Annotated in this window: 9 protein-coding genes; 2 read left to right on the forward strand and 7 right to left on the reverse strand. The window is 61.1% G+C overall.

The annotated features are described in order from the left end of the window. Window positions 1-85: 85 nt before the first annotated feature. The 5 genes from ACA051_RS00635 to ACA051_RS00655 form a co-directional block, all read right to left on the reverse strand. On the reverse strand, window positions 86-553 hold the full coding sequence (locus ACA051_RS00635) for an SRPBCC family protein (protein ID WP_497306835.1): 468 nt from the start codon (window positions 551-553) through the stop codon (window positions 86-88). Between the two features lie 22 nt (window positions 554-575). Next, window positions 576-3,986 carry an amino acid adenylation domain-containing protein gene (locus tag ACA051_RS00640; protein ID WP_497306837.1) on the reverse strand — a complete coding sequence of 1,137 codons (3,411 nt, stop codon included), beginning with the start codon at window positions 3,984-3,986 and terminating at the stop codon, window positions 576-578. A 13-nt stretch (window positions 3,987-3,999) separates the two neighbouring features. Then, window positions 4,000-4,929: a diiron oxygenase gene (locus tag ACA051_RS00645; protein ID WP_497373076.1), complete on the reverse strand. Its 930-nt coding sequence runs from the start codon at window positions 4,927-4,929 to the stop codon at window positions 4,000-4,002. Further along, window positions 4,926-5,702 carry a DUF3050 domain-containing protein gene (locus ACA051_RS00650; protein ID WP_497373077.1) on the reverse strand — a complete coding sequence of 259 codons (777 nt, stop codon included), beginning with the start codon at window positions 5,700-5,702 and terminating at the stop codon, window positions 4,926-4,928. The genes ACA051_RS00645 and ACA051_RS00650 overlap by 4 nt, the downstream gene beginning before the upstream one ends. 697 nt (window positions 5,703-6,399) lie before the next feature. Then, window positions 6,400-7,110 carry a GntR family transcriptional regulator gene (locus ACA051_RS00655; protein WP_497306843.1) on the reverse strand — a complete coding sequence of 237 codons (711 nt, stop codon included), beginning with the start codon at window positions 7,108-7,110 and terminating at the stop codon, window positions 6,400-6,402. Window positions 7,111-7,330: 220 nt separating this feature from the next. On the opposite strand from ACA051_RS00655, the gene lapG reads away from it, so the two are divergent. Together lapG and lapD are read left to right on the forward strand one after the other, a co-directional pair. Further along, window positions 7,331-8,023 carry a cysteine protease LapG gene (lapG, locus tag ACA051_RS00660; protein WP_219097826.1) on the forward strand — a complete coding sequence of 231 codons (693 nt, stop codon included), beginning with the start codon at window positions 7,331-7,333 and terminating at the stop codon, window positions 8,021-8,023. 14 nt (window positions 8,024-8,037) lie between these two features. Further along, entirely contained in the window at window positions 8,038-9,984 is a 1,947-nt protein-coding gene (lapD, locus tag ACA051_RS00665) for a cyclic di-GMP receptor LapD (protein ID WP_497306845.1), read from the forward strand. Window positions 9,985-10,121: 137 nt separating this feature from the next. On the opposite strand, the gene ACA051_RS00670 is transcribed toward lapD, so the two are convergent. Further along, window positions 10,122-10,460 (reverse strand): tryptophan synthase subunit beta, encoded by a 339-nt coding sequence (locus ACA051_RS00670; protein WP_497306846.1) that lies wholly within the window; start codon window positions 10,458-10,460, stop codon window positions 10,122-10,124. A gap of 147 nt (window positions 10,461-10,607) precedes the next feature. Next, window positions 10,608-25,340 (reverse strand): retention module-containing protein, encoded by a 14,733-nt coding sequence (locus ACA051_RS00675; RefSeq protein ID WP_497373079.1) that lies wholly within the window; start codon window positions 25,338-25,340, stop codon window positions 10,608-10,610. Window positions 25,341-25,671: the final 331 nt, after the last annotated feature.

The raw sequence follows: 25,671 nt of genomic DNA on the forward strand, positions 1-25,671 counted from the left end.
CTCGCTCCTACAAGGGCATCGAAAACCCTGTAGGAGCGAGGCTTGCCCGCGAAAGCGGTAGAAAAGTCACCGCTGAACCAAAGCCCTACACAAACAGCTTCAACACATTCCCCATCGCATCATCCGCAAATCCCTGCACAAATTCCTTGAACCCCGGCAACGCCTCAACGCCTCCCTGTGCCGGTTCGGCAATGATGATCCAGGTCGCCCGCGACTTTCCCGCGCCTAGCGGTTCAACACTCATCGCCGCCCACAAATTGGCCACGCCCAACGTGTTGTAAATCGTGGTCCACGTCATGTTCAGCGCCTGGTCATCCCGCGAGTTGAGTTGCTCGACCACCAGGTTACCGTCCTTGAAGAATTTCTTGCGCAGCGACGACACGCCTTCGCCTGTCATCTCGATGTGCGACAGCGCCGGAATGAATTGATCGAAGCCGGCAAAGTTGCCGACCACCGCCCAGACCTGAGAGGCATCCGCCGGCACTTCCACCGAAGACACGACGTGGCAGCCTTGAGGGTTTTTGATCAGGGTATCGGGTTGCAGCGTTTTCATGGTTTTGCTCCGGTTGAATGAATCAGATGAAATTGATTTCTTTGAGGTAGTCGCAGCCGCGACGCAGCAGTGCCGGGGATTTTTCCGGGTAGTGCGCGCCCATCTGCCGCACGCCGGCCTGGGCGTTGTCGTGGCCGATCATCGAGATGTCGCCGATGTCTTCCTCGAAGCCGTTGAGGTAGAAGCCGAGTACGCCGAACAACGCGTTGTCGCTGTCGACCCGGCCCAGTTGCTGTTGCCAGTCGGCGACGCTGACCATGGAGAATTCCCGGCCGGCCTCACGGAATGACGCGACGTAATCGTCCCAACTCAGGGGCTCGGGGTTGTGCAGGTTGAACACCGCTTTTTCAGGCGAATAACGGCTGGCATGGAAGCCGATGAAGCGAGCGAGAAAGTCCACCGGCATCAGATCAAAGTTCAACGCGAACTCCGGCACCTGGCCGAGCTGGATCGAGCCTTTGAGCATCAGCATCAAGCGATTTTTGTGCGGCTGACAGACGCCGGTCAGGCTGTTGAAGCTGATATTGCCGGGGCGATAAAGATTGACCCTCACCCCAAGTTCTCGCGCTCGTTCGAGGATTCGTTCGCCGACCCACTTGGACAGGTTGTAGCCGTTCTTGATGTAGATCGGCGGCGTCTGCGCTGCGGGTAATTCCAGCACCCGGCCATCGTCGGCAATCGTGCTGGACGCCGAGAGCGTGGAGACGAAGTTGAAGATTTTCTTGCTGCGCCCCTCGCACAGCCGAAGGCATTCGAAAATCGGCTCGACGTTGTCCCGCGCCAGCGACTCGTAATCGAGCACGTGATTGACGTTGGCAGCGTTGTGCACCAGCGCGCCGAACTCTCGATCGAGGCGCTCGTAAACGTCCGCATCGAGCCCCAATGACGGGCGAGTGATGTCTGCCGCGTAAACCTTTACCCGACTCAGGTCCAGGTGCTCCAGACGGTTTTCCCGCAACGCGTGAGCGAAGCGCTCAGCCGCCGATTGCCCGCCACCATCGCGCACCAGGCAGGCGACTTCACTGACGCCCCACGCCAGCAACGCCTCGACGATGTGCACACCGACAAAACTGTTGGCGCCGGTGACGATCACCTTGTGCACATCGCCCATGCGGCTGATGGGCAGCGGCTGAATATCCAGCTCGCGGAAGGCATCCGCCAGCGCTTGCGCGCTCAGGACTTCCTCGGTGCCGGAGCCGCGCACCAACGTCGCCAGCTTTGCAATGGTCGGCAACTCAATGAAGCGGTTGATCGAGATGCTGCGGCCGAATTCTTCACGCAATCGCAGCAGCATCCGTGACAACAGAATCGAGTGGCCGCCCAGATTGAAGAAACTTTCGTCGGTCGAAATATCGCTGGCCGGCAGCTCCAGCAGCTCAGCCCAGATCTCCAGTAACAGCGCTTCATCGGCGCTGGCGGGCAGCCGTCGTGTCATGTTTTCGGCAACATTCACCGGCATCGACAGCAGCGCTTTGCGGTCGACTTTGCCGTTACTGGCGAACGGCATACTCGGCAGTTCGGTCCAGGCGCCAGGTTGCATGTAGTCCGGCAAAAACTGCATCGCATGAGCCTTCAAGGCTTCGCGAGCGACGCCCGGTTGGTCCTCCTGAGGTTGCGCGAGGAAGGCCAGAATCCGACGTTGGCTGTCGATGACCACCGCCACCTGACGGTACAACTGACTGTCGCGCAGGCAACGTTCGATCTCTTCCGGCTCGACGCGAAAGCCGCGGATTTTCACCTGATTGTCCCGCCGTCCGCACAGCTCGATACCGTCGCGGGTCCATTTCGCCATGTCGCCGGTACGGTAGGCGCGCAGGCGCTGGCCGTCTGGCAAGTTCAAGTCCAGGTAACGCTCGGCAGTCTGCTGCGGGTTGTTCAGATAACCCAGGCATACCCCCGGCCCGACGATGTACAACTCACCGACGGTCTGCTCGGCCACCGGCTGAAATGCCTCGTCGAGAATCAGCACCTGGCTGTTGGCAATCGGTGCCCCGAGGGTGCGGTTGCTGTCGCCAGCGCGCAGTTGGCGCGCAGTGATCAGCACCGTGGCTTCGGTCGGGCCATAGAGGTTATAGAGGTTGCCCTGACGGCTGAGCTGCTCGATGACATAGGGTTCGCAGACATCACCACCGGTCATCACATGATCCAGGACCTGCAATTGATCCAGCGGCAGAATGCTCAACAGCGCCGGCGGTAAAAAGGCGTGGCTGAGGCGTTGATGGCGAATCAGCTCGACCAGTTGCAGCGGATCGCGGCGCTGGTCGTCGTTTGGCACGATCAGTTCGGCGCCCTGAAGCAGGGTCGGGAAAATATCGATCAGTGACGAGTCGAAACTCAACGACGAAAACTGCAAGGCCCGACTGTGTTCGGTCAGTTGCACATAGTCGGCATACCACGCCGTGAAGTGCGCGAGGTTGGCCTGGCTGAGCAGCACGCCTTTGGGATGCCCGGTGGTGCCCGAGGTGTAGAGCGCCATGCACGGCGCGTCGAGGGCGGGGCGCTGGCGCATCAAGGGTTGGCCGAGGTCGACGTCATTAAAGTCGATGCAGCTGATGTCCAGTCCCGGCATTTCGTCGGCGAGGGGATGCTGGCCGTCATGCAGCAACAACACCGCTCCGGCGTTCGAAAGGATGTACTGCTGACGTTGCAGCGGATGGCTCGGCTCCAGTGGCAAGTACACCGCGCCGCTGCCCAGAATCGCCAGGATCCCTGCATACAACGCACTGCATTTCGGCAGGCAAATCCCGACCACCAACGGCCCTTGATGCTGAGCGAGCAACGGCAGCAAGCGTTGCTGGATCGCACGGCTCTGGGCGTGCAATTGCCGATAGCTCAGCGATGTGCCGTCAATGTTCAGCGCGGGGCGTTCGGCGGACTCGATGAAGCGCTGTTCCAGGCGCTCGATCATCGGGATCCTGGCGAGTTGCTGCAGCCACGGTTGAGCCGTTTTGTTGAGCTGATGGACGAACGCCAGGCGCTCTAAAAATTGCAGGTTTTCCACCCGTTCGAAGTGAGCCACCGCTGTCGGCTCGGCATGCAGAAAATACGTTTCATCCCGAGAGAAGCGGCTGACCAGCAGTGAGACGTGATCCACCAGTTCCGCCACCGCTCGCAGACGCAAGGCCTGGCCGTTTCCACTAGGCTCATCGGCAATCGGCACGCGCGTGAATAGCGTCGATCCCTGCATGCACAGCAGGTCCATCGGCGGTAGCCCGGTGACGCTTGGCACGCCAATTCCCAGTTGCAGCGTCAGCCGTGGCGCATCACCCGGGACTGAGAACGCTTGGCTGGCGTCGTCAATCAGCAGATCAAACGACGGCGCCTCCTCGAACGCCTCGAGCCGCACCAACGAATGACCCTGTTGTTCAAGTTCCAGCGCCAGGTCGGTCAAGGCCTGGCTTTGCCCAATGAGCAGAATGTCGAGACGTCTCATGATGTTCTCCTCGTTAAATCAGGTAGTCGCTGAGGGCGTCTTGCACGCACGGCGAATCCAGCAGCGAACTGCTGCGGAAAAACCGCACGATGTTGGCGACCAGCGGGTGATGACGATTGATCGGGAAGGCCAGCCCCGAGATTTCGTTCTTGAGTGCCTGGCGTGCCGCGTCGCTGATCTGCAAGGCTTCGATCAAGCGGAAGTCGAAGGACTTCTGGATGTCGTTGGTCAGGTAATGATCAATGAACACCGGCAGGATTTGCGCGATGAGCTGGCGGTCGTCTTCGCTCGCGGTATGCCAGTAGATGCGCACCATCCGCGACCAGAATCCGGAGTGGCGGCCTTCGTCGAGCAAGTGATCGGCCATCAGGCCCTTGATCGACTGCTTGACCGTGTCGTCCTTGGCGAACGCCGCGACATCGCCGGTCACGGTGTTCTCGGCGATGGCCACGCAGATCAGTTCCACGGCGCTGCGCAGGTGCTCCGGAGCGAGGGCCACAGCCGCCGGAATCGCCCGGCTCAGCTCGATTTCATCCGGCAGCTTGATCGGCGTGATGCCGGTCATGGCGACGGTCTGCTGCATGAAGTCCATGGCCACCAGCGCGTGGTAATCCTCGTCCACCACCACGGTCATGGCGTCGTAGCGACAGGCGAACGGGAACGCCACGGCAAAGCGATTCTTGGCGATGCTGCGGGCTGTCTTGTCGACGATCTCGGTTTCGAAAATCACCACGTCGTTGATGAATTTGTAGAGCGTCTGCACCAGCGCAAAGTCGCGCTGCTCCGGGCATTCGCGCAGGAAGGTTTCGCTCAGCACCAACGGTTGGCGGCTCAACGGGTAGATCAGCTTGTCGTCGTTTTCCAGCACCCGCCGGGGCCGCGTGCGGATGGTCGCACGGCTTTCCCAAGCGTCGGCGAAGGATTGGTAGTCGGCGGCGTTCATGCGTTCACCTCAGGCATAGGTTCGCTCATGCTCAGGCGCAAGCCGTCCCACAGGGCGATGCGGCTTTCCACCGCGGCAATGGCGCTGGCGTAGACGTCTTCTTGGCGTTGCGAATCGCCGTTGACCAGCCGTGCGAGGAGTTTTTCTGCTGCGGGGCCGTGGTCCTCGGAGTCGACTTCGATGTGCCGCTCCAGGTAGTAGCGGAAGGTTGGCGCCTGCTCGATGCCGATGCCCCAGTCGTCGAGAATCCGCTGGAACATCTGCGGAATAACGCTCTCACGACCATGCAAAAACGCTGCGGCAACGCTGTGTCCCGGTGCATGCAGCGCAGTGTGCAAGGTGTGCCGCACGAACTGCGCCGCCGCCGGGTCGACATCAACGCTTTGCAGCGCCACGTCGTAACTCACCCCTTCTTGCTGCAACGCCACGAAGCGTTCCACGGCGGCCGTGCTGGCACCGACTTCGCGCATCGCATCGAGGTACAACTCAAAATGGCTGTAATGACCTTCGGCCGGACGATCATCGGACTCTTCACCCAGCACAATCTCATTGATAAGACGCGCGGCCTGAGGATCTTGCGGCGGCAACCAGGGCAGTTGAACGCAGGTCAGTTCCTGTTGCAGACGTTTGGTCAGCGACATGAAATCCCATACCGCAAAGACATGGGTTTCCATGAAACGTTGAAGTACCGAGAGTGAATGTATTTCAGAGAAAATCGGGTGTGCACTAAGTTCTGCTTTCTTCTGATTGAGGCGGTCTTTATTCGTTTTCATGAGCGAGCCTATAAGTGATCTGAGTTGCCGTTAAGTGTGGTGTGATCAATAAGTGACGGTCGTTTAACGTTTTTTATTGGCGAGCGGAGGCCTCAATTAAATTGATGTCATCAAGTACGATATAGTCGCTTGGTGCCGTGTTTACTGGTGGCGGAGAAAAACTAATACACGAATAAAGTATCGGGCAAGTTATTTTTATATTATTTGCAAGTTTAACTTTCTTGTGCGCGACAAGTTCCTATAAAACTATAAGTTCCAGTTTTATTTGGGCGTAGTTGCTCCTTTCGACGAAGTATCGTCAAAATTCAAATGAAGAGTGAATGCCTCACTCAAAGCAACTTTCAAAGTTGTTCCGTTGAATGCTTCAAGGGGGTGGAAGTTGGCTGGGATTGACGCCGGTGCTTCCTTTCCCGTGACAAGACTCCTTCCGTAGGTTCTTGGTGCGAGGACTGCGCCGCCATGGCGGCGCGTCGCCCGTTCATTATTCGTTGGCAGCCCAAGAGTGAGCGTAAATCACGGCCGCCGCTATCGCGCGGACGTCATCTTTGCTGGCGTATTGATGGAACTTGAGGGAGGTCAATCGATGGCAGGCTTGGGGAGGGGACGTGCGGTCGCTGAAGCGGGGGGAGGTAAGGAGATTATTCACGGCAAACGCGGCGCGCAGTTCGAACTGCGCGCCCAGGCGTGGCGGCGGGGGTTACCTGGTGGTTTTCTTGTTCAGCGCTTCAGGGCTGTTGAGGTAGCGCGTGATGACCTCGACACCGCGATTGAGGTGGAGCTCGAGCAGCTTTACCGAACGCTCGATGTCGCGGTCTTCGACGGCCAGCAATAGTGCTCGGTGGTCTTCCTGAGATAACTTGCCCAGGCCCATGGCTTCCAGGTTGAAGCGCAGGAAGCGCTCTTCTTCGTTCAACCCTTCCTCGACCAGCCGCAACAGCCGCTGGTTCGGCGCCTTGCAATAAAGCGCCATGTGGAAGAGCCGATTGAGGCGGCCGATCTCGCTGTAATCGTGCTCCGTTTCCATGCCGTCGATATGCAGGGCTGCCCGTTCGAAGTCTTCCTTCTCCAACAAGGGAATCGACAGGCGCAGCGCCTCGGATTCCAGCAGAATCCGTAACGCATAGGTTTCAACGGCATCGCCCTGAACCAGCGGTGCGACCACTGCGCCTTTGTGGGCGATAACGTTGAGCAGCGTCTGGGCTTCCAGTTGGCGCAAGGCTTCGCGCACCGGCATGCGGCTGACGCCGAACAGGTCGGCCAGATCTTGCTGGCGCAACGCGGTGCCGCAGGGAATGCGTCCGTCAAGAATGGCCGAACGCAGGGTTTCTTCGATCACCGAACGTGCCAGGTGAGCGGGAATCGGCCCGTTGACTTTGATACTGCTGAGGGGGTTGGGCTTCTGTGTCACGACTACGCACCCTGGTTGGCTGAAATATTTGGATCCAAAGGGACACTAATGACTGCCATGCAGCTTGTCAAACGGACAAAAGATCGCAGTCCGGGACTTTTCATGTCACTCACCATTCAAAGTCTAGCGCGTCGCCAGTGATTGCACCGTGCCATTGTCTTTTAACGGGCTAACCTGCACCATCAACCGAATTCTACCTGCCTGACCTGGATGCCTCGCATTGGCGGTACGTTTCGCGATCCCTCGGACTTTGCGCTGGCTGTGCTGCGCGTTGCTGCTGGCCGGCGTCATGCTGGGCGGGCTGCATGCCGATTGGGATTTTTCGCTGATCAGCCGCAAGGCGCAGGTCTTGTACGGGCCGTTGGGCGACGGGAAGCCGCGCATCGATGCCTGGCAGCAGTTGCTGGCCACGCAAAAACAGGCCAGCGAACTGGAACAGCTCAATGTGGTTAATCAGTTTTTCAATAAACAAGTGCGTTACGTTGAGGACATCGACCTGTGGCACGAGGTTGATTACTGGGAAACGCCCATCGAAGCCCTGTGGAAGGGCGCCGGCGACTGCGAAGATTACGCGATCGCCAAGTACTTCAGCCTGCGCCACCTCGGCGTTTCCAGTGACAAGCTGCGCATCACCTACGTCAAGGCTCTGCGCCTGAACCGCGCGCACATGGTGCTGACTTACTATTCGAGCCCCGAGGCCATGCCGCTGGTCCTCGACAGCCTGATCGATGCAATAAAGCCGGCCAGCCAACGAACCGACTTGCTGCCGGTCTACTCTTTCAATGCCGAAGGGTTGTGGTTGCCGGGCGCCAAGGGCAATAAAAAGGTCGGAGATACCAAACGCCTGTCGCGCTGGCAGGATGTGTTGAAGAAAATGCAGGCCGAAGGTTTCCCGGTCGAGACGACTAACTAGGAGCACGCGCTCAGATGTCTTTGTTCAAACAGCTGTTGATCGCTATCTGTCTGTTCCTGGTGGTCGCCTTCACCGGTAGCTTCGTGGTCAGCCTGGAAAGCTCGCGGACCCAATACGTCAATCAGTTGCGTTCCCATGCCCAGGATGCCGCGACGGCACTGGCGCTGTCCCTGACGCCGAACATCGACGACCCGGCGATGGTCGAGTTGCTGGTCAGTTCGATTTTCGACAGTGGGTATTACGCGAGTATCCGCGTGGTTGACCTCAAGACTGATCAGACCATCGTCGAGCGCAGCGGCATTCCAGCGGTGAACAACGTGCCGGACTGGTTCGTCAAAATGATCGGCCTGGAACCGGCCGGTGGCGATGCGCTGGTAAGCCGTGGCTGGGAGCAGGCGGCGCGGGTCGAGGTGGTCAGCCATCCGATGTTCGCGTTGGCCAAACTGTGGCAGAGCGCGCTGGGCAGCCTCGGCTGGTTGCTGATCTGCGGCGCGGTGAGCGCGGTATTGGGCGCGCTGTTGCTGCGTCGACAACTGAAACCGCTGGACTACATGGTCAAGCAATCCCACGCCATCGCTCGCCGCGAATTCCTCAGCCTGCCGGAACTACCGCGCACACCGGAATTGCGGCGTGTGGTGCAGGCCATGAATCAGATGGTCGAGAAGCTCAAGGCGCTGTTTCAGGAACAGGCCGAGCGCAGTGAAAAACTGCGGGTCGAGTCCTACCAGGACAACCTGACGGGGCTGGCCAACCGTCGCTATTTCGAGATGCAGTTGAACGCCCGGGTGAGCAATCCGGAGCAGGCGAGTTCGGGTTATCTGCTGCTGTTGCGGGTCAAGGACCTGGCCGGTTTGAACCAGCGTCTGGGCGGTCAACGCACCGACCAATTGTTGCAAGCAGTGGGCGAGCAACTGTCCCGCGAGTGCGCCAAGTTCCCGGAAACGCAGAACCTCGTCACGCGGATCCGTGGCGGTGAGTTCGCCGTGCTGGCGCCGGGGCTGGTGCGCGAAGAAGCGCTGCAACTGGCGCAGAACCTCGACAGTGCCTTGGCCAGCCTGTATGCGACCGGCGCCACTGACGTGGCCTCGGTCGCGTCGATCGGTCTCGCGCCGTTTGTTCACGGAGACTCACCGCAAGCGGTGCTCGGGTTGGGCGACCAGGCGTTGGCTCAGGCTGAAGGTCAGGGTGAACAGAGCTGGGCGTGCCTGGATCACAGCGCCTCGGCCAGCGTCGGGGATGACCATCATGCCTGGAACAACTTGCTGGATCAGGCGTTGAATCAGCGGCGTTTCCAGTTGTATTTCCAACCGGTGGTGGCCAGCCAGGACACGCAACTGGTGCTGCATTACAAGGTGCTGTCGCGGTTGATCGACGACGTCGGCCAGACCATTCCCGCCGGACGCTTCCTGCCGTGGCTCGAGCGCTTTGGCTGGACCGCGCGCCTGGATCGGCTGATGTTGGATCTGGTGCTTGAGCAGATGGCCGAGCATGAGGAATCGCTGGCGCTCAACCTGTCTTCGGCGACGTTGGCTGATCCGCAGGCGCTGAATAAAGTCTTCGAGATTTTGCGTGCCCACTCCGATCTCGGACCGCGGCTGACCCTGGAAATCGGCGAGGAGCAACTGCCCGAGCAAGCAAAGCTGGAAGAACTGACGCGGCGCCTGCGTGAGCTTGGGTTCTCCTTGAGCCTGCAACGTTTTGGCGGACGCTTCAGCATGATCGGCAACCTGGCGCATCTGGGGTTGGCGTATTTGAAGATCGACGGCAGTTACATCCGGGCGATTGACCAGGAAAGCGACAAGCGCCTGTTTATCGAGGCGATCCAGCGGGCGGCACATAGCATTGATCTGCCGTTGATTGCCGAGCGGGTGGAGACCGAAGGGGAGTTGGTGGTGATTCGGGAGATGGGGTTGTATGGGGTTCAGGGGCAGTTGTTTGGTGAGCCGAAGCCTTGGCAGTGAGGCTTTAGGATTTGGTCGTCTGGGAGTCCGTCTTCGCGGGCAAGCCTCGCTCCTACAAGGTCGTGCGTTGGCGTAAACCTGTAGGAGCGAGGCTTGCCCGCGATGGCGTCAGCACAGACAACATCGAAGGCTGAGGCTTAGATCAACCCCGTCTCATCATCATCAATCAATTGACTCAACCCACCCAACGCCTCTCGGGCCTGGGTCCGGTCCATCAGCTTGGCCTGGGCGGCGGCTGGCAGGTCGGTGACGCGGATCACGCCTTTGCTGGTCAGCACCTGAATTAAGTCGTCGAGTACCCGGATCATTTCCAGGTCGCTCTGCTTGAGCTGTTTGAGGCTGGTTTCCATCACTTCGTTGGCGTACCAAGCCTGGATTTCATGGTTGTCGGCCGGCAGCGTTTCCGTGGCCTCGGCGTAGGCCGCGGCTTCCACGCGCACTAACTGACCTTGCGCATCGCGTTGCACGTAGAACATTGAGCATCCCTCAGAAGTGAACCAGCGTCATGCTGTCAGCAGCATAGGCCAACTGGACGCGAGTATGCGGTGCGGCGACGAAATCGTCACCGGGGGATGGGCGCAAACGTGACGGCCGCCCCATCAGGGCGGCCGTTTTTCGTTGGATCAGCTGTTGTTGTGATCGACTTTGATGGTCGGGTCACTGCCGGCAATCAACGAGTTCAGGTTGGCGCTGGACCAGTTGTTGCCTTCCAGTTTGATCGTCACATCCGGCGTTGCGGCGGCCGCATCGCCTGAGTTGAACTTGCCGCCGGAGCTGACTTGCAGCGACGACACGCCATCCACCGTGCTGATCTTCAGGAAGTTGTCGATGGTGCTGCCGGTTTCGCCTTGCAGCAGATCGCGCAGGTCGATGCGGTCTCCTTCGCTGGCCTTGAAGTCCTTGATCACGTCGTTGCCGGTGTCGCCGGATTTCCAGACAAAAGTATCCGCACCCGAGCCGCCAATCAGGATGTCGTTGCCCTGACCGCCCATCAGCGAGTCATTACCCGTGCCGCCGAGCAGGATGTCATTGCCCTTGCCGCCGTCGAGCAGGTCATTGCCCCCCGAGCCGAAGAGAATGTCATTGCCCGCGCCACCCAACAGCGTGTCGTTACCGTCATGGGCGCCGGACACATCGAATGCGCTGTAGTGCTCGGTGATGTACTGGTGCACGTTGCTGGTGGTGACTTTGCTGACGTCCACGCCGGTCTCTTTGGCAACGAACGCCTGCATCGCCTGGTAACCCTCGCCGGCGATGCCGTTGAAGCTCACCAGGTCGCCGAACAGGAGGTCGTTACCATTGCCGCCATTGACCGTGTCGGAACCCGGCAATGTCGCTTCGGTGTGACCGATGATCGAGTTGGCCAGGTCTTTGGGGTCGATGTTGGTTTGCGGCGTCTTGTCCGAATCGTAAGGTGTCAGATCGCCAAGAGTTACGTCCTTATTCAGGCCGATGGCTTCTACTGTCGAGACTTTGCTCAGGAGCGCGAAGCTGTCGGTGGAGTTGTCGATGGCGTCCCCACTGGTGCTGCCGCCGCTGCCATCGCGGGACGAGAACTCATACGTACCATCGCCTTGGGCGTGCAATGCGCCGAACTCTTTATAAGACCAGCTGTTCCCGGACTTGCTCCAGACCGTAACGTAGCCCGAAGCAGTGATATCGATCTGGTGGTTGCTGTCCGGGTACAGGCTGATCGCCTGGCCCAACTTGTAATTGCTGGTGGTGATGACGCTGTCGAGTTTGGCGCCGCCATACAGATTCGGGTTGCTCGATTCATCACTCTGGTAGTAAGTCGGTTTGCCGTCGGTGATGAAGTACGTAAGGTTCGTCGCGCCCTTGTTGGCGACCGCGTCGGCGCTCTGGAACCAGTTGGCCGTGGTTTTGAACACGTCCTCATAGTTCGTACCGCCGCCGGACGACATGGAGTCCAGAACAGATTTGAGCAAGGTCAGTGCGTTCGGATCGTTCAGGTTGACCGACACCGATTTGTTGATCTGGGTGTCGAAGTCCACGAGGAAGATATTCACCGTCCCCGAGTTGCCGCCCATGCTCTGCTTGAGGGTGTTGAACACCGACGTCAGCGAGTCTTTGGCTGAGCTGACCGACGACGCGCTCATGCTGCCCGAACTGTCGACCATGAAGGCGATGTTGTAGTTGGTGCCCGGCACCACGGTCAGCCCACCGATGTCGGCGACGATGATGTCGTTGCCGTCGGTGCCGGTGATGGTGTCATTGGCCGCCGTGGCGGTGATGGCGTTGTAGACCGCGGGGTAAACGGTGACCGGGATCGTCGCGGTGCTTGGCGCCGAACCACCGAGGGCCTCGGTGGAGGTCGAGGTCACGGTCAGGTTGAACTGGCCGTTGTAGTACGGCGGCGGGGTCACGGTTAGGGAGCCGAGGTTCCAGCCGGTGACGTTGGCCTCACCCGACGTGGTGCTGGCGGTGAAGGTGTGGCCGGCGCCATCGGTGAGTACGGAACCCGCCGGGATGCCGCTGATCTTCACGCTCAGGCTTTCGGAGCCGTCGGTGTCCGTCAGGGCTGTTTTGATCGCCGACAGATGAACGCTGGTGCCTTCCGCTGCTTCGTTGAGCTTGTAGCCGTCGTAGTAGCCTTCACCGTTGGTACCGTGCAAATCGGACACTGTCACGCCGGAGGCGGCCAGGTCTGCAATGCCGGTGTACAACGGCACGCCAGCGCTGCTCAGGTCGACTGCCGCCCCGCCGTTGACCGACAGGTTGACGTCATAGCTGCCCGGGCCGCTCTGGTTGTGGTGGTAGATGTCCAGCGTGTAGTAACCGCTGGTGGTCGGGATGAACGAACCGTTCAGGTTGCCGCCCGCACCCCAGGTGATGGCCGCGACGTTCTTGCCGCCGATGGTCACCAGCAGGCTGTCATCGCCGGTGCCGCTGAAGGTGTAAGTCTTGCCCGCTTCGAGGTAGATCAGGCCGGACGTTTTCGACGCGGTGCCGGCGGTCACGCTGCCGTCGGACTGCACGTTGGTCGCGGTGGTGCTGCTGTTCGGTTTGCCGGCTGCGTCGATCACCGACTTCAGCGTGTTCGTCGCCGCACCGCTGCCGTCGGTGCCGAGGCCCGACAGGCCGGTCCAGACTTCCTTGATCAGCCCGGTGGATTTGACACTGTTGTCCGCAACGCTCAAGGACGGCGCGTCAGCAACCGGCGTGATGTCGATTTTGATCGTGCCAGTATTGCCCAGCAGCGAACCGTCGGTTGGCTGGAACTTGATCTGTGCGTAGTCCGCCAGATTGTTGCCTACGCCGATGCCGCCGTAGCCATTGGCGCCGGATTCGTTGGCATCCGGCAGGAAGCGCACTTTACCCGCGTCGATGTCAGCCTTGGAGAGGGTCTGGTTGGTCGTCACGTCGGTCCAGCTCGAACCGTTCAGGTACTGCAATTTGCCTTCGCCCGGCAGGCCGGTGATTTTCACGCCGAGGCTGGCGGCCGGACTGTCGACATCGCTGACGCCGAAGGTCGACCAGCCGAGGATCAGCGGGGTGTCCTCGGTGCCGGTGACATTGACCGGCGCGGCCGTCGGCGCATCGTTCACCGCCACGACGTTGACGGTGGTGGTCGCGGTGTTGGAGTAGTTGCTGCCATCGGTCACCGTCACGGTGATGATCCGCGGCACGGTGCTCGGGTCTTCACTGTTGTTGGTGAAACTGATGTTTTTGATCTGTTGCATGTAGTCGGCCAGCGTCGCATTGCCGGACAACGTCAGCGTGACCGTGCCCTCTTTGCTGTTGGCATTGATGGTGATGCCGTTGACGCTGTTGCCCAGGTTCAGCGCGTCGCCCGGCTGACGGTTGGTCAGCACAATGGTCGCGCCGGTCAGCATCGTGCTGTCCGGGTCGGTGATTTTCAGGTCGGTGTCGCCGATTGATACGCCTTGTCCGGTAGTGCCTTCGGTGAAGGTCACGTTGTAGTTGGCACCGGTGGCGCCGCTGGAGTTGTTGGCGTCCAGGTCGAGCACGGGCGGCGCGTCGTTGTCGACGATCGCGGTGCTGATGCTGCCGTTGGATGCGCTGATCGCCAGGTTCTCGAAGTTGCCGCCGGTGGCCGAGTCGATCTTGACCACGAAGTTTTCAGTGCCTTCGGTGATCCTGTTTTCCAGGGTCGCGACGTTGAAATTCGCCGTGCTGCTACCCGCCGGAATCTTCACGGTGTACACACCGGTGAAGTCCGAACCGTCGGCAGCGGTGCCGCTGTAGGTGATCTTCAGGGTGACTTCGGTCTGCGCCGGGCTCGTCAGGCTGAGGGTGTAACTGGCGGTCTGGCCTTCGGTCACCGAGGTGCTGCCGGTGATGCTGACTTCGGTCCGGTCGAGGGTGTCGGTGACATTGGTGACGGCGGCGGCCGGGTCTTTGACCAGGTTTTCGAAATTGCCACCGGTGGCGTTGCTGATGGTCGCCTGGACCGTGCCTGCGTCCTTGTAGACGTCGTCGGCGGGAGCCTTGACGGTGACGGAACCGGCAGTCGCACCAGCAGCGATGGTGATCACCGCGCCGTTGCTCAGGGTCACAGTCACCGGAGTGCCTGCGGCATTGGTCAGGTTTGCGGTGTAAACGATCGAACCGCCTTCAGCGACCGAGTTGGTCGCGTTCAGGCTGACAGTGGTGGTATCAGCGGTATCGGTGACCGAGGTGTTTGCCGACTTGCCATCGACGTCCAGCTTCTCGTAATTGCCGCCCTTGGCGTCGTCGATTTTGACGCTCAGGGAGCCGCCACCGGCCAAGGCATCGTTCGGCGCGGTGAAGTTCACGCTGGCGCTGCTCGATCCGACCGGGATGGTGATCGTCTGGTTGTTGGACAGGGTCACAACTACCGGAGAACCGGTCACTGGCGCAGTGACGGACGCGGTGTACACCACGGTGCCGCCTTCGGCCACGGTACCGTTGGCCGTCAGGCTGACGGTCGAGGTGTTTATGGTGTCGGTCACATCGGTAACCGCAGCCGCCGGGTCCTTGACCAGGTTTTCGAAGTTACCGCCAGTGGCGTCCTTGATGGTTGCTTCAACTTTGCCTGCATCTTTGTAAACGTCATCGGCCGGTGCCTTGACGGTCACAGAGCCACTGGTGGCGTTGGCGGCGATGGTGATCACTGCGCCGTTGCTCAGGGTCACGGTGACTGGCGTGCCGGCCGCATGGGTCAGGTTGGCGGTGTAGACAATCGAACCGCCCTCAGCGACCGAATCGGTTGCTGTCAGGCTAAGCGCGGTGGTGTCGGCCGAGTCGGTGACCGAGGTGTCAGCCGACTTGCCGTCGACGTCCAGCTTCTCGTAGTTGCCGCCCTTGGCGTCGTCGATTTTTACGCTCAACGATCCGCCGCCCGCCAAGGCATCGTTCGGTGCAACGAAGTTCACGCTGGCGCTGCTCGAGCCGACCGGGATGGTGATCGTCTGATTGTTGGAGAGGGTCACGACGACTGGCGAACCGGTCACTGGCGCGGAGACGGACGCGGTGTACACCACGGTGCCGCCTTCGGCCACGGAAGGAGTCGCGGTCAGGCTGACCGTCGAGGTGTCGACGGTGTCGGTCACGTCAGTGACGGCCGCAGCCGGGTCTTTGACCAGGTTCTCAAAGTTACCGCCAGTGGCGTCCTTGATGGTTGCTTCAACTTTGCCTGCGTCTTTGTAAACGTCATCGGCCGGTGCCTTGACGGTCACGGAGCCGCTGGTGGCGCCGGCCGCGATGGTGATCACTGCGCCGTTGCTCAGGGTCACGGTGACTGGCGTGCCGGCCGCATGGGTCAGGTTGGCGGTGTAGACAATGGAACCACCTTCAGCGACCGAATCGGTTGCTGTCAGGCTAAGCGTGGTGGTGTCGGCCGAGTCGGTGACCGAGGTGTCAGCCGACTTGCCGTCGACGTCCAGCTTCTCGTAATTGCCGCCCTTGGCGTCGTCGATTTTCACGCTCAACGATCCGCCACCCGCCAAGGCATCGTTCGGCGCGGTGAAATTCACGCTGGCGCTGCTCGAGCCGACCGGGATGGTGATGGTCTGGCCATTCGAAAGGTTTACAACGACTGGCGAGCCGGTCACTGGCGCAGTGACGGACGCGGTGTACACCACGGTGCCGCCTTCGGCCACGGAAGGAGTGGCGGTCAGGCTGACCGTCGAGGTGTCGACGGTGTCGGTCACATCAGTCACGGCTGCAGCCGGATCTTTGACCAGGTTCTCAAAGTTGCCGCCAGTCGCGTCCTTGATGGTCGCTTCAACTTTGCCGGCGTCTTTGTAAACGTCATCGGCCGGTGCCTTGACGGTCACAGAGCCACTGGTGGCGTTGGCGGCGATGGTGATCACTGCGCCGTTGCTCAGGGTCACGGTGACTGGCGTGCCGGCCGCGTGGGTCAGGTTGGCGGTGTAGACAATCGAACCGCCCTCAGCCACGGAATCAGTTGCGCTGAGGCTGAGGGTGGTGGTGTCGGCCGAGTCGGTGACCGAGGTGTCAGCCGACTTGCCGTCGACGTCCAGCTTCTCGTAATTGCCGCCCTTGGCGTCGTCGATTTTCACGCTCAACGATCCGCCACCCGCCAAGGCATCGTTCGGCGCGGTGAAATTCACGCTGGCGCTGCTCGAGCCGACCGGGATGGTGATGGTCTGGCCATTCGAAAGGTTTACAACGACTGGCGAGCCGGTCACTGGCGCAGTGACGGACGCGGTGTACACCACGGTGCCGCCTTCGGCCACGGAAGGAGTGGCGGTCAGGCTGACCGTCGAGGTGTCGACGGTGTCGGTCACATCAGTCACGGCTGCAGCCGGATCTTTGACCAGGTTCTCAAAGTTGCCGCCAGTCGCGTCCTTGATGGTCGCTTCAACTTTGCCTGCGTCTTTGTAAACGTCATCGGCCGGTGCCTTGACGGTCACGGAGCCGCTGGTGGCGTTGGCGGCGATGGTGATCACTGCGCCGTTGCTCAGGGTCACGGTGACTGGCGTGCCGGCCGCATGGGTCAGGTTGGCGGTGTAGACAATGGAACCACCTTCAGCGACCGAATCGGTTGCTGTCAGGCTAAGCGTGGTGGTGTCGGCCGAGTCGGTGACCGAGGTGTCAGCCGACTTGCCATCGACGTCCAGCTTCTCGTAATTACCGCCCTTGGCGTCGTCGATTTTGACGCTCAACGATCCGCCGCCCGCCAAGGCATCGTTCGGTGCAACGAAGTTCACGCTGGCGCTGCTCGAGCCGACCGGGATGGTGATCGTCTGATTGTTGGAGAGGGTCACGACGACTGGCGAACCGGTCACTGGCGCGGAGACGGACGCGGTGTACACCACGGTGCCGCCTTCGGCCACGGAAGGAGTGGCGGTCAGGCTGACCGTCGAGGTGTCGACGGTGTCGGTCACATCAGTGACGGCCGCAGCCGGGTCCTTGACCAGGTTTTCGAAGTTACCGCCAGTCGCGTCCTTGATGGTCGCTTCAACTTTGCCGGCGTCTTTGTAGACGTCATCGGTAGGTGCTTTGACGGTCACGGAGCCGCTGGTGGCGCCGGCGGCGATGGTGATCACCGCGCCATTCGACAAGTTCACGGTGACCGGCGTGCCGGCCGCGTGGGTCAGGTTGGCGGTGTAGACAATCGAACCGCCCTCAGCCACGGAATCAGTCGCACTGAGGCTAAGCGTGGTGGTGTCCGCCGAGTCGGTGACCGAGGTGTCAGCCGACTTGCCGTCGACGTCCAGCTTCTCGTAGTTGCCGCCCTTGGCGTCGTCGATTTTGACGCTCAACGATCCGCCGCCCGCCAAGGCATCGTTCGGCGCGGTGAAATTCACGCTGGCGCTGCTCGAGCCGACCGGGATGGTGATGGTCTGGCCATTTGAAAGGTTTACAACGACTGGCGAGCCGGTCACTGGCGCAGTGACGGACGCCGTGTAAACCACAGTGCCGCCTTCAGCCACGGTACCGTTGGCCGTCAGGCTGACGGTCGAGGTGTTTATGGTGTCGGTCACATCGGTAACCGCAGCCGCCGGGTCCTTGACCAGGTTTTCGAAGTTACCGCCAGTGACGTCCTTGATGGTTGCTTCAACTTTGCCGGCGTCTTTGTAAACGTCATCGGCCGGTGCCTTGACGGTCACGGAGCCGCTGGTGGCGCCGGCCGCGATGGTGATCACCGCGCCGTTCGACAGGTTCACGGTGACCGGCGTACCGGCCGCGTGGGTCAGGTTCGCGGTGTAGACAATCGAGCCGCCTTCAGCCACGGAATCAGTCGCACTGAGGCTCAGGGTGGTGGTGTCAGCGCTATCGGTCACGTTGGTGACGACGGCCGAGCGGTCGGTGTCGAGTTTTTCGAAGTTGCCGCCCGTGCTGTCCGCGATCGCTGCCCTGACGGGCGAGGCGCCGGTGTAGACGTCATTCGGCACGGTGTACGGCGCCGAGCCGCTGGACTCGCCGGCCTTGATGTTGATCACCAGGCCGTTGTTCAGGGTCACGGTCATCGCCGTGTCGGCCGGGTGGCTCAGTGTGGCGGTATAGGTGATCTGACCACCTTCGCCGACCGTGCTCACATCGGCACTGAGTTTAAGCGTGGTGGTGTCGATGGTGTCGTTGACGGTGGTGGTGTGCGTGGTTTTGCTGACGTCGAGTTTTTCGAAGTTGCCGCCGTCGGTGCTGGCGATGCCAACGGTGATTTTGCTGCCGTCCTTGTAGACGTCATCGCTCGGCGCCGGAACGGTGATGAAGCCCGACTTGTCGCCGGCCTTGATCACCACGCTCTCTCCGTTGCTCAGTTTGACCGTCATGTCAGTGCCGGCGGCATTGCTGAGGTTGACGGTGTAAGTGATGGTGCCGCCCTCGACCACATAGGCGCTGGCAGTCATGGTCACTTTGGTGGTGTCCAGGGTGTCACTGATGGCGGTCGAGGCCGGGGTCTTGTCGGCGACCAGGTTCTCGTAATTGCCACCCGACACATCCTTGATGGCGTTGGTCAGCGGCTCGTGGCCGACCAAGGCATCGTTCGGCGCTTTGACGGTGATCGAGGCGTTGCTTTCGCCGACCGCAATAGTGATTTTTTCGCCATTGGACAAGGTCACGACGACGGGCGAACCGGTGACCGGCGCGGTGACGGAAGCGGTGTAGACCACGTTGCCGCCTTCGGCGACAGAGGCAGTTGCCGTCAGACTGACTGTCGACGTATTGAGCGTGTCAGTGACCTCGGTAACCGCCGCTGCCGGGCTGGTGACCAGGTTTTCAAAGTTGCCGCCGCTGGCGTCCTTGATGGTCGCTTCGACTTTACCGGCGTCCTTGTAGACGTCATCGGCCGGTGCCTTGACGGTCACGGAGCCAGCCGTCGCGCCGGCTGCGATGGTGATCACGGCACCGTTGCTCAGGTTCACGGTGACCGGCGTGCCGGCGGCGTTGGTCAGATTTGCGGTGTAGACAATGGAGCCACCTTCCGCGACCGAGTCGGTAGCGCTGAGGCTGACGGTGGTGGTGTCTGCGGTATCAGTAATCAAGGTGTCCGCCGACTTGCCATCGACGTCCAGCTTCTCGTAATTGCCGCCCTTGGCGTCGTCGATTTTCACGCTCAACGATCCGCCACCGGCCAGTGCATCGTTCGGCGCGGTGAAGTTCACGCTGGCGCTGCTGGCGCCCACTGGAATGGTAATGACTTGGCCGTTGGACAAGGTCACGACAACCGGCGAGCCGGTCACCGGAGCGGTAACGGACGCGGTGTAAACCACGGTGCCGCCTTCCGCCACGCTGCTGTTGGCCGTCAAGCTGACGGTCGACGTATCGACGGTGTCAGTCACATCGGTGATCGCAGCCGCCGGGCTGGTGACCAGGTTTTCGAAGTTGCCGCCAGTGGCGTCCTTGATGGTTGCTTCGACCTTGCCGGCGTCCTTGTAGACGTCATCGGCCGGAGCCTTGACGGTCACGGAGCCAACCGTCGCGCCGGCCGCGATGGTGATCACGGCACCGTTGCTCAGGTTCACGGTGACCGGCGTGCCGGCGGCGTTGGTCAGGGTTGCGGTGTAGACAATCGAACCGCCTTCAGCCACCGAATCCGAAGCGCTCAGGCTCAGGGTGGTGGTGTCCTTCACATCGGTTACCGAAGTAACCGCCGGGGTTTGATTCGCCACCAGGTTTTCGTAGTTGCCGCCGGTGGTGCCATCGATTTTCACGCTCAGCGAACCGTTGCCAGCCAAGGCGTCGTTCGGTGCAACAAAATTCACGCTACCCGAGCTCGCGCCGACCGGGATGGTGATGAACTGGCCGTTGGACAACGCCACCACCACCGGCGAGCCAGTCACTGGCGCATTGACCGACGCGGTGTAAACCACGGTGCCGCCTTCGACCGTACTGGCCGTGGCGGTCAGGGAGACGGTGCTGTTGTTGATGGTGTCGGTCACGTCGGTGACCGCTGGCGTCTTGTCGGCTACCAGGTTTTCGAAGTTGCCGCCGGTTGTCTTGGTGATGCTGGCGTCAACTTTGCCCGCGTCTTTGTAGACGTCATCCTTGGGAGCGGCGAAGTTCACCGAACCGGTGGTGGCGCCCTTGGCGATGTTGATGACCGCGCCGTTGCTCAACGTCACGGTCATGGCGGTGCCAGCGGCATTGGTCAGGGTCGCGGTATAGACGATCGAACCGCCCTCGGCGACCGAATCGGTGGCGCTCAGGCTCAGGCCCGTGGTGTCGGTCGAATCGGTGACGGTGGTGACCGCCGGCGAAGAGTTGGTGACGACTTTTTCGAAGTTGCCGCCGCTCTGGCTGGCGATCGTCGCCTGGACTTTGCCACCGTCGATGTACGGCGTGTTGGCCGGTGCAGCAAAGTTGACCGAACCGCTGCTGGCGCCGGCGGCGATGTTGATCACTGCGCCGTTGCTCAACTTCACGGTCATCGCCGTGTCCGTCGGGTTGCTCAGGGTGGCGGTGTAGGTGATCTGGCCACCTTCGCTCACGGTGTGGCTGGCCGACAGGGACAGGGACGTTGAGTCCACCGTGTCTTTGACGGTGGTGCTCACTGACGTCTTGCTGACGTCGAGTTTTTCGAAGTTGCCACCGCTGGCGTCCGTCATCTTGACGGTGAGCTTGCCGGCATCCTTGTAGACGTCGTCGCTTGGCGCCGCGATGGTGACCGAACCGCTGGTCTTGCCGGCTGCGATGGTGATGGTCTCGCCGTTGCTCAGCTTGACGGTCACCGGGGTTTGCGCGGCGTTGGTCAGGGTCGCGGTGTAAGTGATGTGCGAACCTTCGAGCACAGACTTGTCAGCGCTGAGGGTCAGTTGTGTGGTGTTAGTGGTGTCGGCGACGTTGGTCACGGCCGGATTCGGGCTGGTGACCAGGTTCTCAAAGTTGCCGCCAGCGGCGTCCTTGATGGTGACTTCCAGTTTGCCGGCGTCTTTGTAAACGTCGTCTTTCGGTGCGTCGACGGTCACGGTGCCGGTGGTTTTACCGGCCGCAATGGTGATCACGGCACCGTTGCTCAGGGTCACGGTGACCGGAGTGCCGGCCGGGTTGGTCAGGGTCGCGGTGTAAACGATCGAGCCGCCCTCGTTGACGTTGCCAGTGGCAGTCAGCAACAGGGTGGTGGTGTCGACGGTGTCGGTCACGCTGGTGCTGACCGGGGTTTTATCGGCGACCAGGTTTTCGAAGTTGCCACCGCTGACGTTGGTGATCGAATTACTCACCGGCGCGTGGCCGCTCAGCACATCGTTCGAGACCACGGCGTTGACGGTGCCGCTGCTGGCGCCGACCGCAATGGTGATGGTCTGACCGTTGGCCAGCGTTACGACCACAGGCGAGCCGGTGACAGGTGCGCCGACCGAGGCGGTGTAAACCACGGTGCCGCCTTCAGCCACGGTGCTTGTGGCGGTCAGGCTGACGGTCGACGTGTCGAGGGTGTCGGTCACGTCAGTCACAGCCGCAGCCGGATCTTTCACCAGGTTCTCAAAGTTGCCGCCAGTGGCGTCCTTGATGGTCGCTTCGACTTTGCCGGCGTCTTTGTAGACGTCATCGGTCGGTGCCTTGATGGTCACGGAACCGCTGGTGGCACCGGCGGCGATCGTGATTACGGCGCCGTTGCTCAGGGTGACGGTGACTGGAGTGCCGGCCGCATTGGTCAGGTTCGCGGTGTAAACGATCGAACCGCCTTCAGCGACAGAATCGGTTGCTGTCAGGCTCAGGGTGGTGGTGTCGGCCGAGTCAGTCACCGAGGTGTCCGCCGACTTGCCATCGACGTCGAGTTTCTCGTAGTTGCCGCCCTTGGCGTCGTCGATTTTCACGCTCAGCGAACTGCCACCGGCCTGGGCATCATTCGGCGCGACGAAGTTGACGCTGGCGCTGCTCGCACCGACCGCAATGGTGATGGTCTGGCCGTTGGACAGAGTCACGACAACCGGCGAACCGGTCACTGGCGCGGTCACGGACGCTGTGTAAACCACGGTGCCGCCTTCAACCACGGACGAAGTCGCGGTCAGGCTGACGGTCGACGTGTCGAGGGTGTCGGTCACGTCAGTCACAGCCGCAGCCGGATCTTTCACCAGGTTCTCAAAGTTGCCGCCAGTGGCGTCCTTGATGGTCGCTTCGACTTTGCCGGCGTCTTTGTAGACGTCATCGGTTGGTGCCTTGACGGTCACGGAACCGCTGGTGGCGCCGGCGGCGATGGTGATTACGGCGCCGTTGCTCAGGGTGACGGTGACTGGAGTGCCGGCCGCATTGGTCAGGTTCGCGGTGTAAACGATCGAGCCGCCTTCAGCGACAGAATCGGTTGCTGTCAGGCTCAGGGTGGTGGTGTCGGCCGAGTCAGTCACCGAGGTGTCCGCCGACTTGCCGTCGACGTCCAGTTTCTCGTAATTGCCGCCCTTGGCATCATCAATCTTGACGCTCAAGGAACCACCGCCCGCGAGGGCATCGTTCGGTGCAACAAAATTCACGCTACCCGAACTGGCGCCGACCGGAATTGTGATGGTCTGGCCATTCGAAAGGGTCACGACAACTGGTGAGCCGGTCACCGGAGCGGTCACAGACGCGGTGTACACCACGGTGCCGCCTTCGGCCACGGTGCCGTTGGCGGTCAGACTGACGGTCGAGGTATCGAGGGTGTCGGTCACGTCAGTCACTGCCGCAACAGTGCTCGGCACCAGGTTCTCGAAGTTGCCGCCAGTGGCGTCCTTGATGGTCGCTTCAACTTTGCCGGCGTCTTTGTAGACGTCATCGGCAGGCGCCGCAACGGAGACGGAACCGCTGGTGGCGCCGGCCGCGATGGTGATCACCGCGCCGTTCGAAAGGGTGACGGTGACTGGCGTGCCAGCCGGATTGGTCAGGGTTGCGGTGTACAGAATCTGACCGCCCTCGGCCACTTCGGTGGACGCCGACAGGCTCAGGCCGGTGTCGTCCTTCGAGTCGGTAATAGTGGTCAGTGCCGGCTCGGTGTTCGGGGTCAGCTGCTCGAAATTGCCGCCGGTGGTCCCGGTGATGGTGGTGCTGACGGTGCTGCCGTTGTTGTAGACGTCATTGTCCGCCGTATCGACGGTCACGCTGCCGGTGGTCTTGCCCGCTTCGATGGTGATGACCGAGCCATTGCTCAAGGTCACGGTCATCGGCGTGCCGGCCGGGTTGGTCAGGGTGGCGGTGTAAATGATCTGGCCGCCTTCGACCACGGTGCCGGTGGCGGTGAGGCTCAGGCCGGTGTTGTCGACCGAGTCGGTAACGGTGGTGACCGCTGGCGTGGTGCTTGGGGTCAGCTGTTCGAAATTGCCGCCGGTGGTCCCGGTGATGGTGGTGCTGACGGTGCTGCCGTTGTTGTAGACGTCATTCGCCGCCGTATCGACCGTCACGCTGCCGGTGGTCTTGCCCGCTTCGATGGTAATGACCGAGCCATTGCTCAAAGTCACGGTCATCGGCGTGCCGGCCGGGTTGGTCAGGGTGGCGGTGTAAATGATCTGGCCGCCTTCGACCACGGTGCCGGTGGCACTGAGGCTCAGGCCGGTGTTGTCGACCGAGTCGGTAATGGTGGTAACCGCTGGCGTGGTGCTCGGCACCAGGTTCTCGAAGTTGCCGCCGGTGGCGCCAGTGATCGTGGTGCTGACGGTGCTGCCGTTCTGATAAACGTCATTGGCCGCAGTGTCGACGTTCACGGTGCCTGTGGTTTTGCCGGCTTCGATGGTGATGGTCGAACCGTTGGACAGGGTGACAGTGACCGGCGTCTGAGCCGGGTTGTTCAGCGTGGCGGTGTAGGTGATCTGGCCGCCTTCGGTGACCGTCGAACCCGCCGTCAGTGTGAGGGTGGTGGTGTCAGGCGAGTCGGTAATGGTGGTCACGGCCGGGGCCGGGTTTGGCACCAGGTTCTCGAAATTGCCGCCGGTGGCACCGGTAATGGTGGTGGTGACCGTGCTGCCGTTGTTATAGACGTCGTTGGCCGGTGTCGACACGTCAACAGTACCAGTGGTTTTGCCAGCCTCGATGGTGATGGTCGAACCGTTGGACAGGGTGATGGTGACCGGTGTCTGCGCCGGGTTGGTCAATGTCGCGGTGTAAGTAATCTGGCCGCCTTCGGTGACGCTGGCGCCAGCGGTCAAGGTGACCGTGGTGGTGTCGACGGTGTCGGTGACCTGTGTCACGGCCGGAGTCGTCGGCGGGGTGACGGTGATGCCATTGCCACCCGTGGTGCCGGTGACGGTCACGTTGATCTGGGTCGAGTCGTTATAAACAGTGTCGTTCGGCGCGAGCGGGACGTTGACGGTGCCGGTCAGCTGGCCGGCCGGGATCACGATCACCGAGCCGTTGGACAGGGTGATGGTCAGGTCGGTCAGCGGTGCTTGGGTCAGGGTCGCGGTGTAAACCAGTACGCCACCCGCTTCGGTGATGGTCGGCGTGGCGCTCAGGCTCAGGGTCGATTCGCGCTGCACATTGGCGCTGGTGTCAGCCGTCTGGCCACCGGTGGTGAGTTGTGCAGCCTGTGCCGCAGAGCTGAGGCCCGCCGTCGGGAAACCAATGGTCGGGTCGACCCGGCCAGCGGTGGCATCCAGCATCACGAAGCTGTGACCGCCACCTGCCGCACCGCCCGTGCCCGCAGCCGTCGGGCCAGCTGCGGTGGCTTCGAGTTCAGTGGTCGGGTCGGCGCCGGCAACGATGGCTTGTTGCAGTTCTTCAACCGATGGCGCGGCTTGTGCAGTGGCTTCTGACAGGTCCGTGCTGGAATCCGGATCGCTGGCGCTCCATTGAGTGTCGCGGCCCAGGTCCAGAGTCCGGCCGTCAGCCAGTTCAAGCGTAACGGCGCCCGCCGCGCCAGTGTCTACCTGATCGCCGACAAACAACCGGTCGCCTTCAACGAGTACGCGGCGAATGCCCTCTGGGGACACCGCGAAAACCTGACCGACAATGCTTTTGACGATGGCCACAACACTGCTCATTGAAGACTCTCCGGGTGTCACGTTCAGTTGACTTCCATGGACCTGATGGCGTGTTCGCCAAAATCAGTCTGGACGTACTTTTCAAGATATTCGAGGCACAACTTTGACGCGGGTAATCGTCAACAAATTGTCTATATTTTTTCGCTATAAACTATATGCCAAACTATTGACCTTGCAGTTGTCATCCTAAACACTCGCCCCCGTAATGTCACATTGATATTTAGGTAACTACCTGCCCCACAGAGTGTGACTCAGTTCCAAATTCAACCTTTCCGACACACGGTCATTCCGATGGTCATCATCCGATGCAGCGGCACGTTCTGCAGTGATC

This window comes from Pseudomonas sp. LBUM1669 (genome assembly GCF_059695705.1).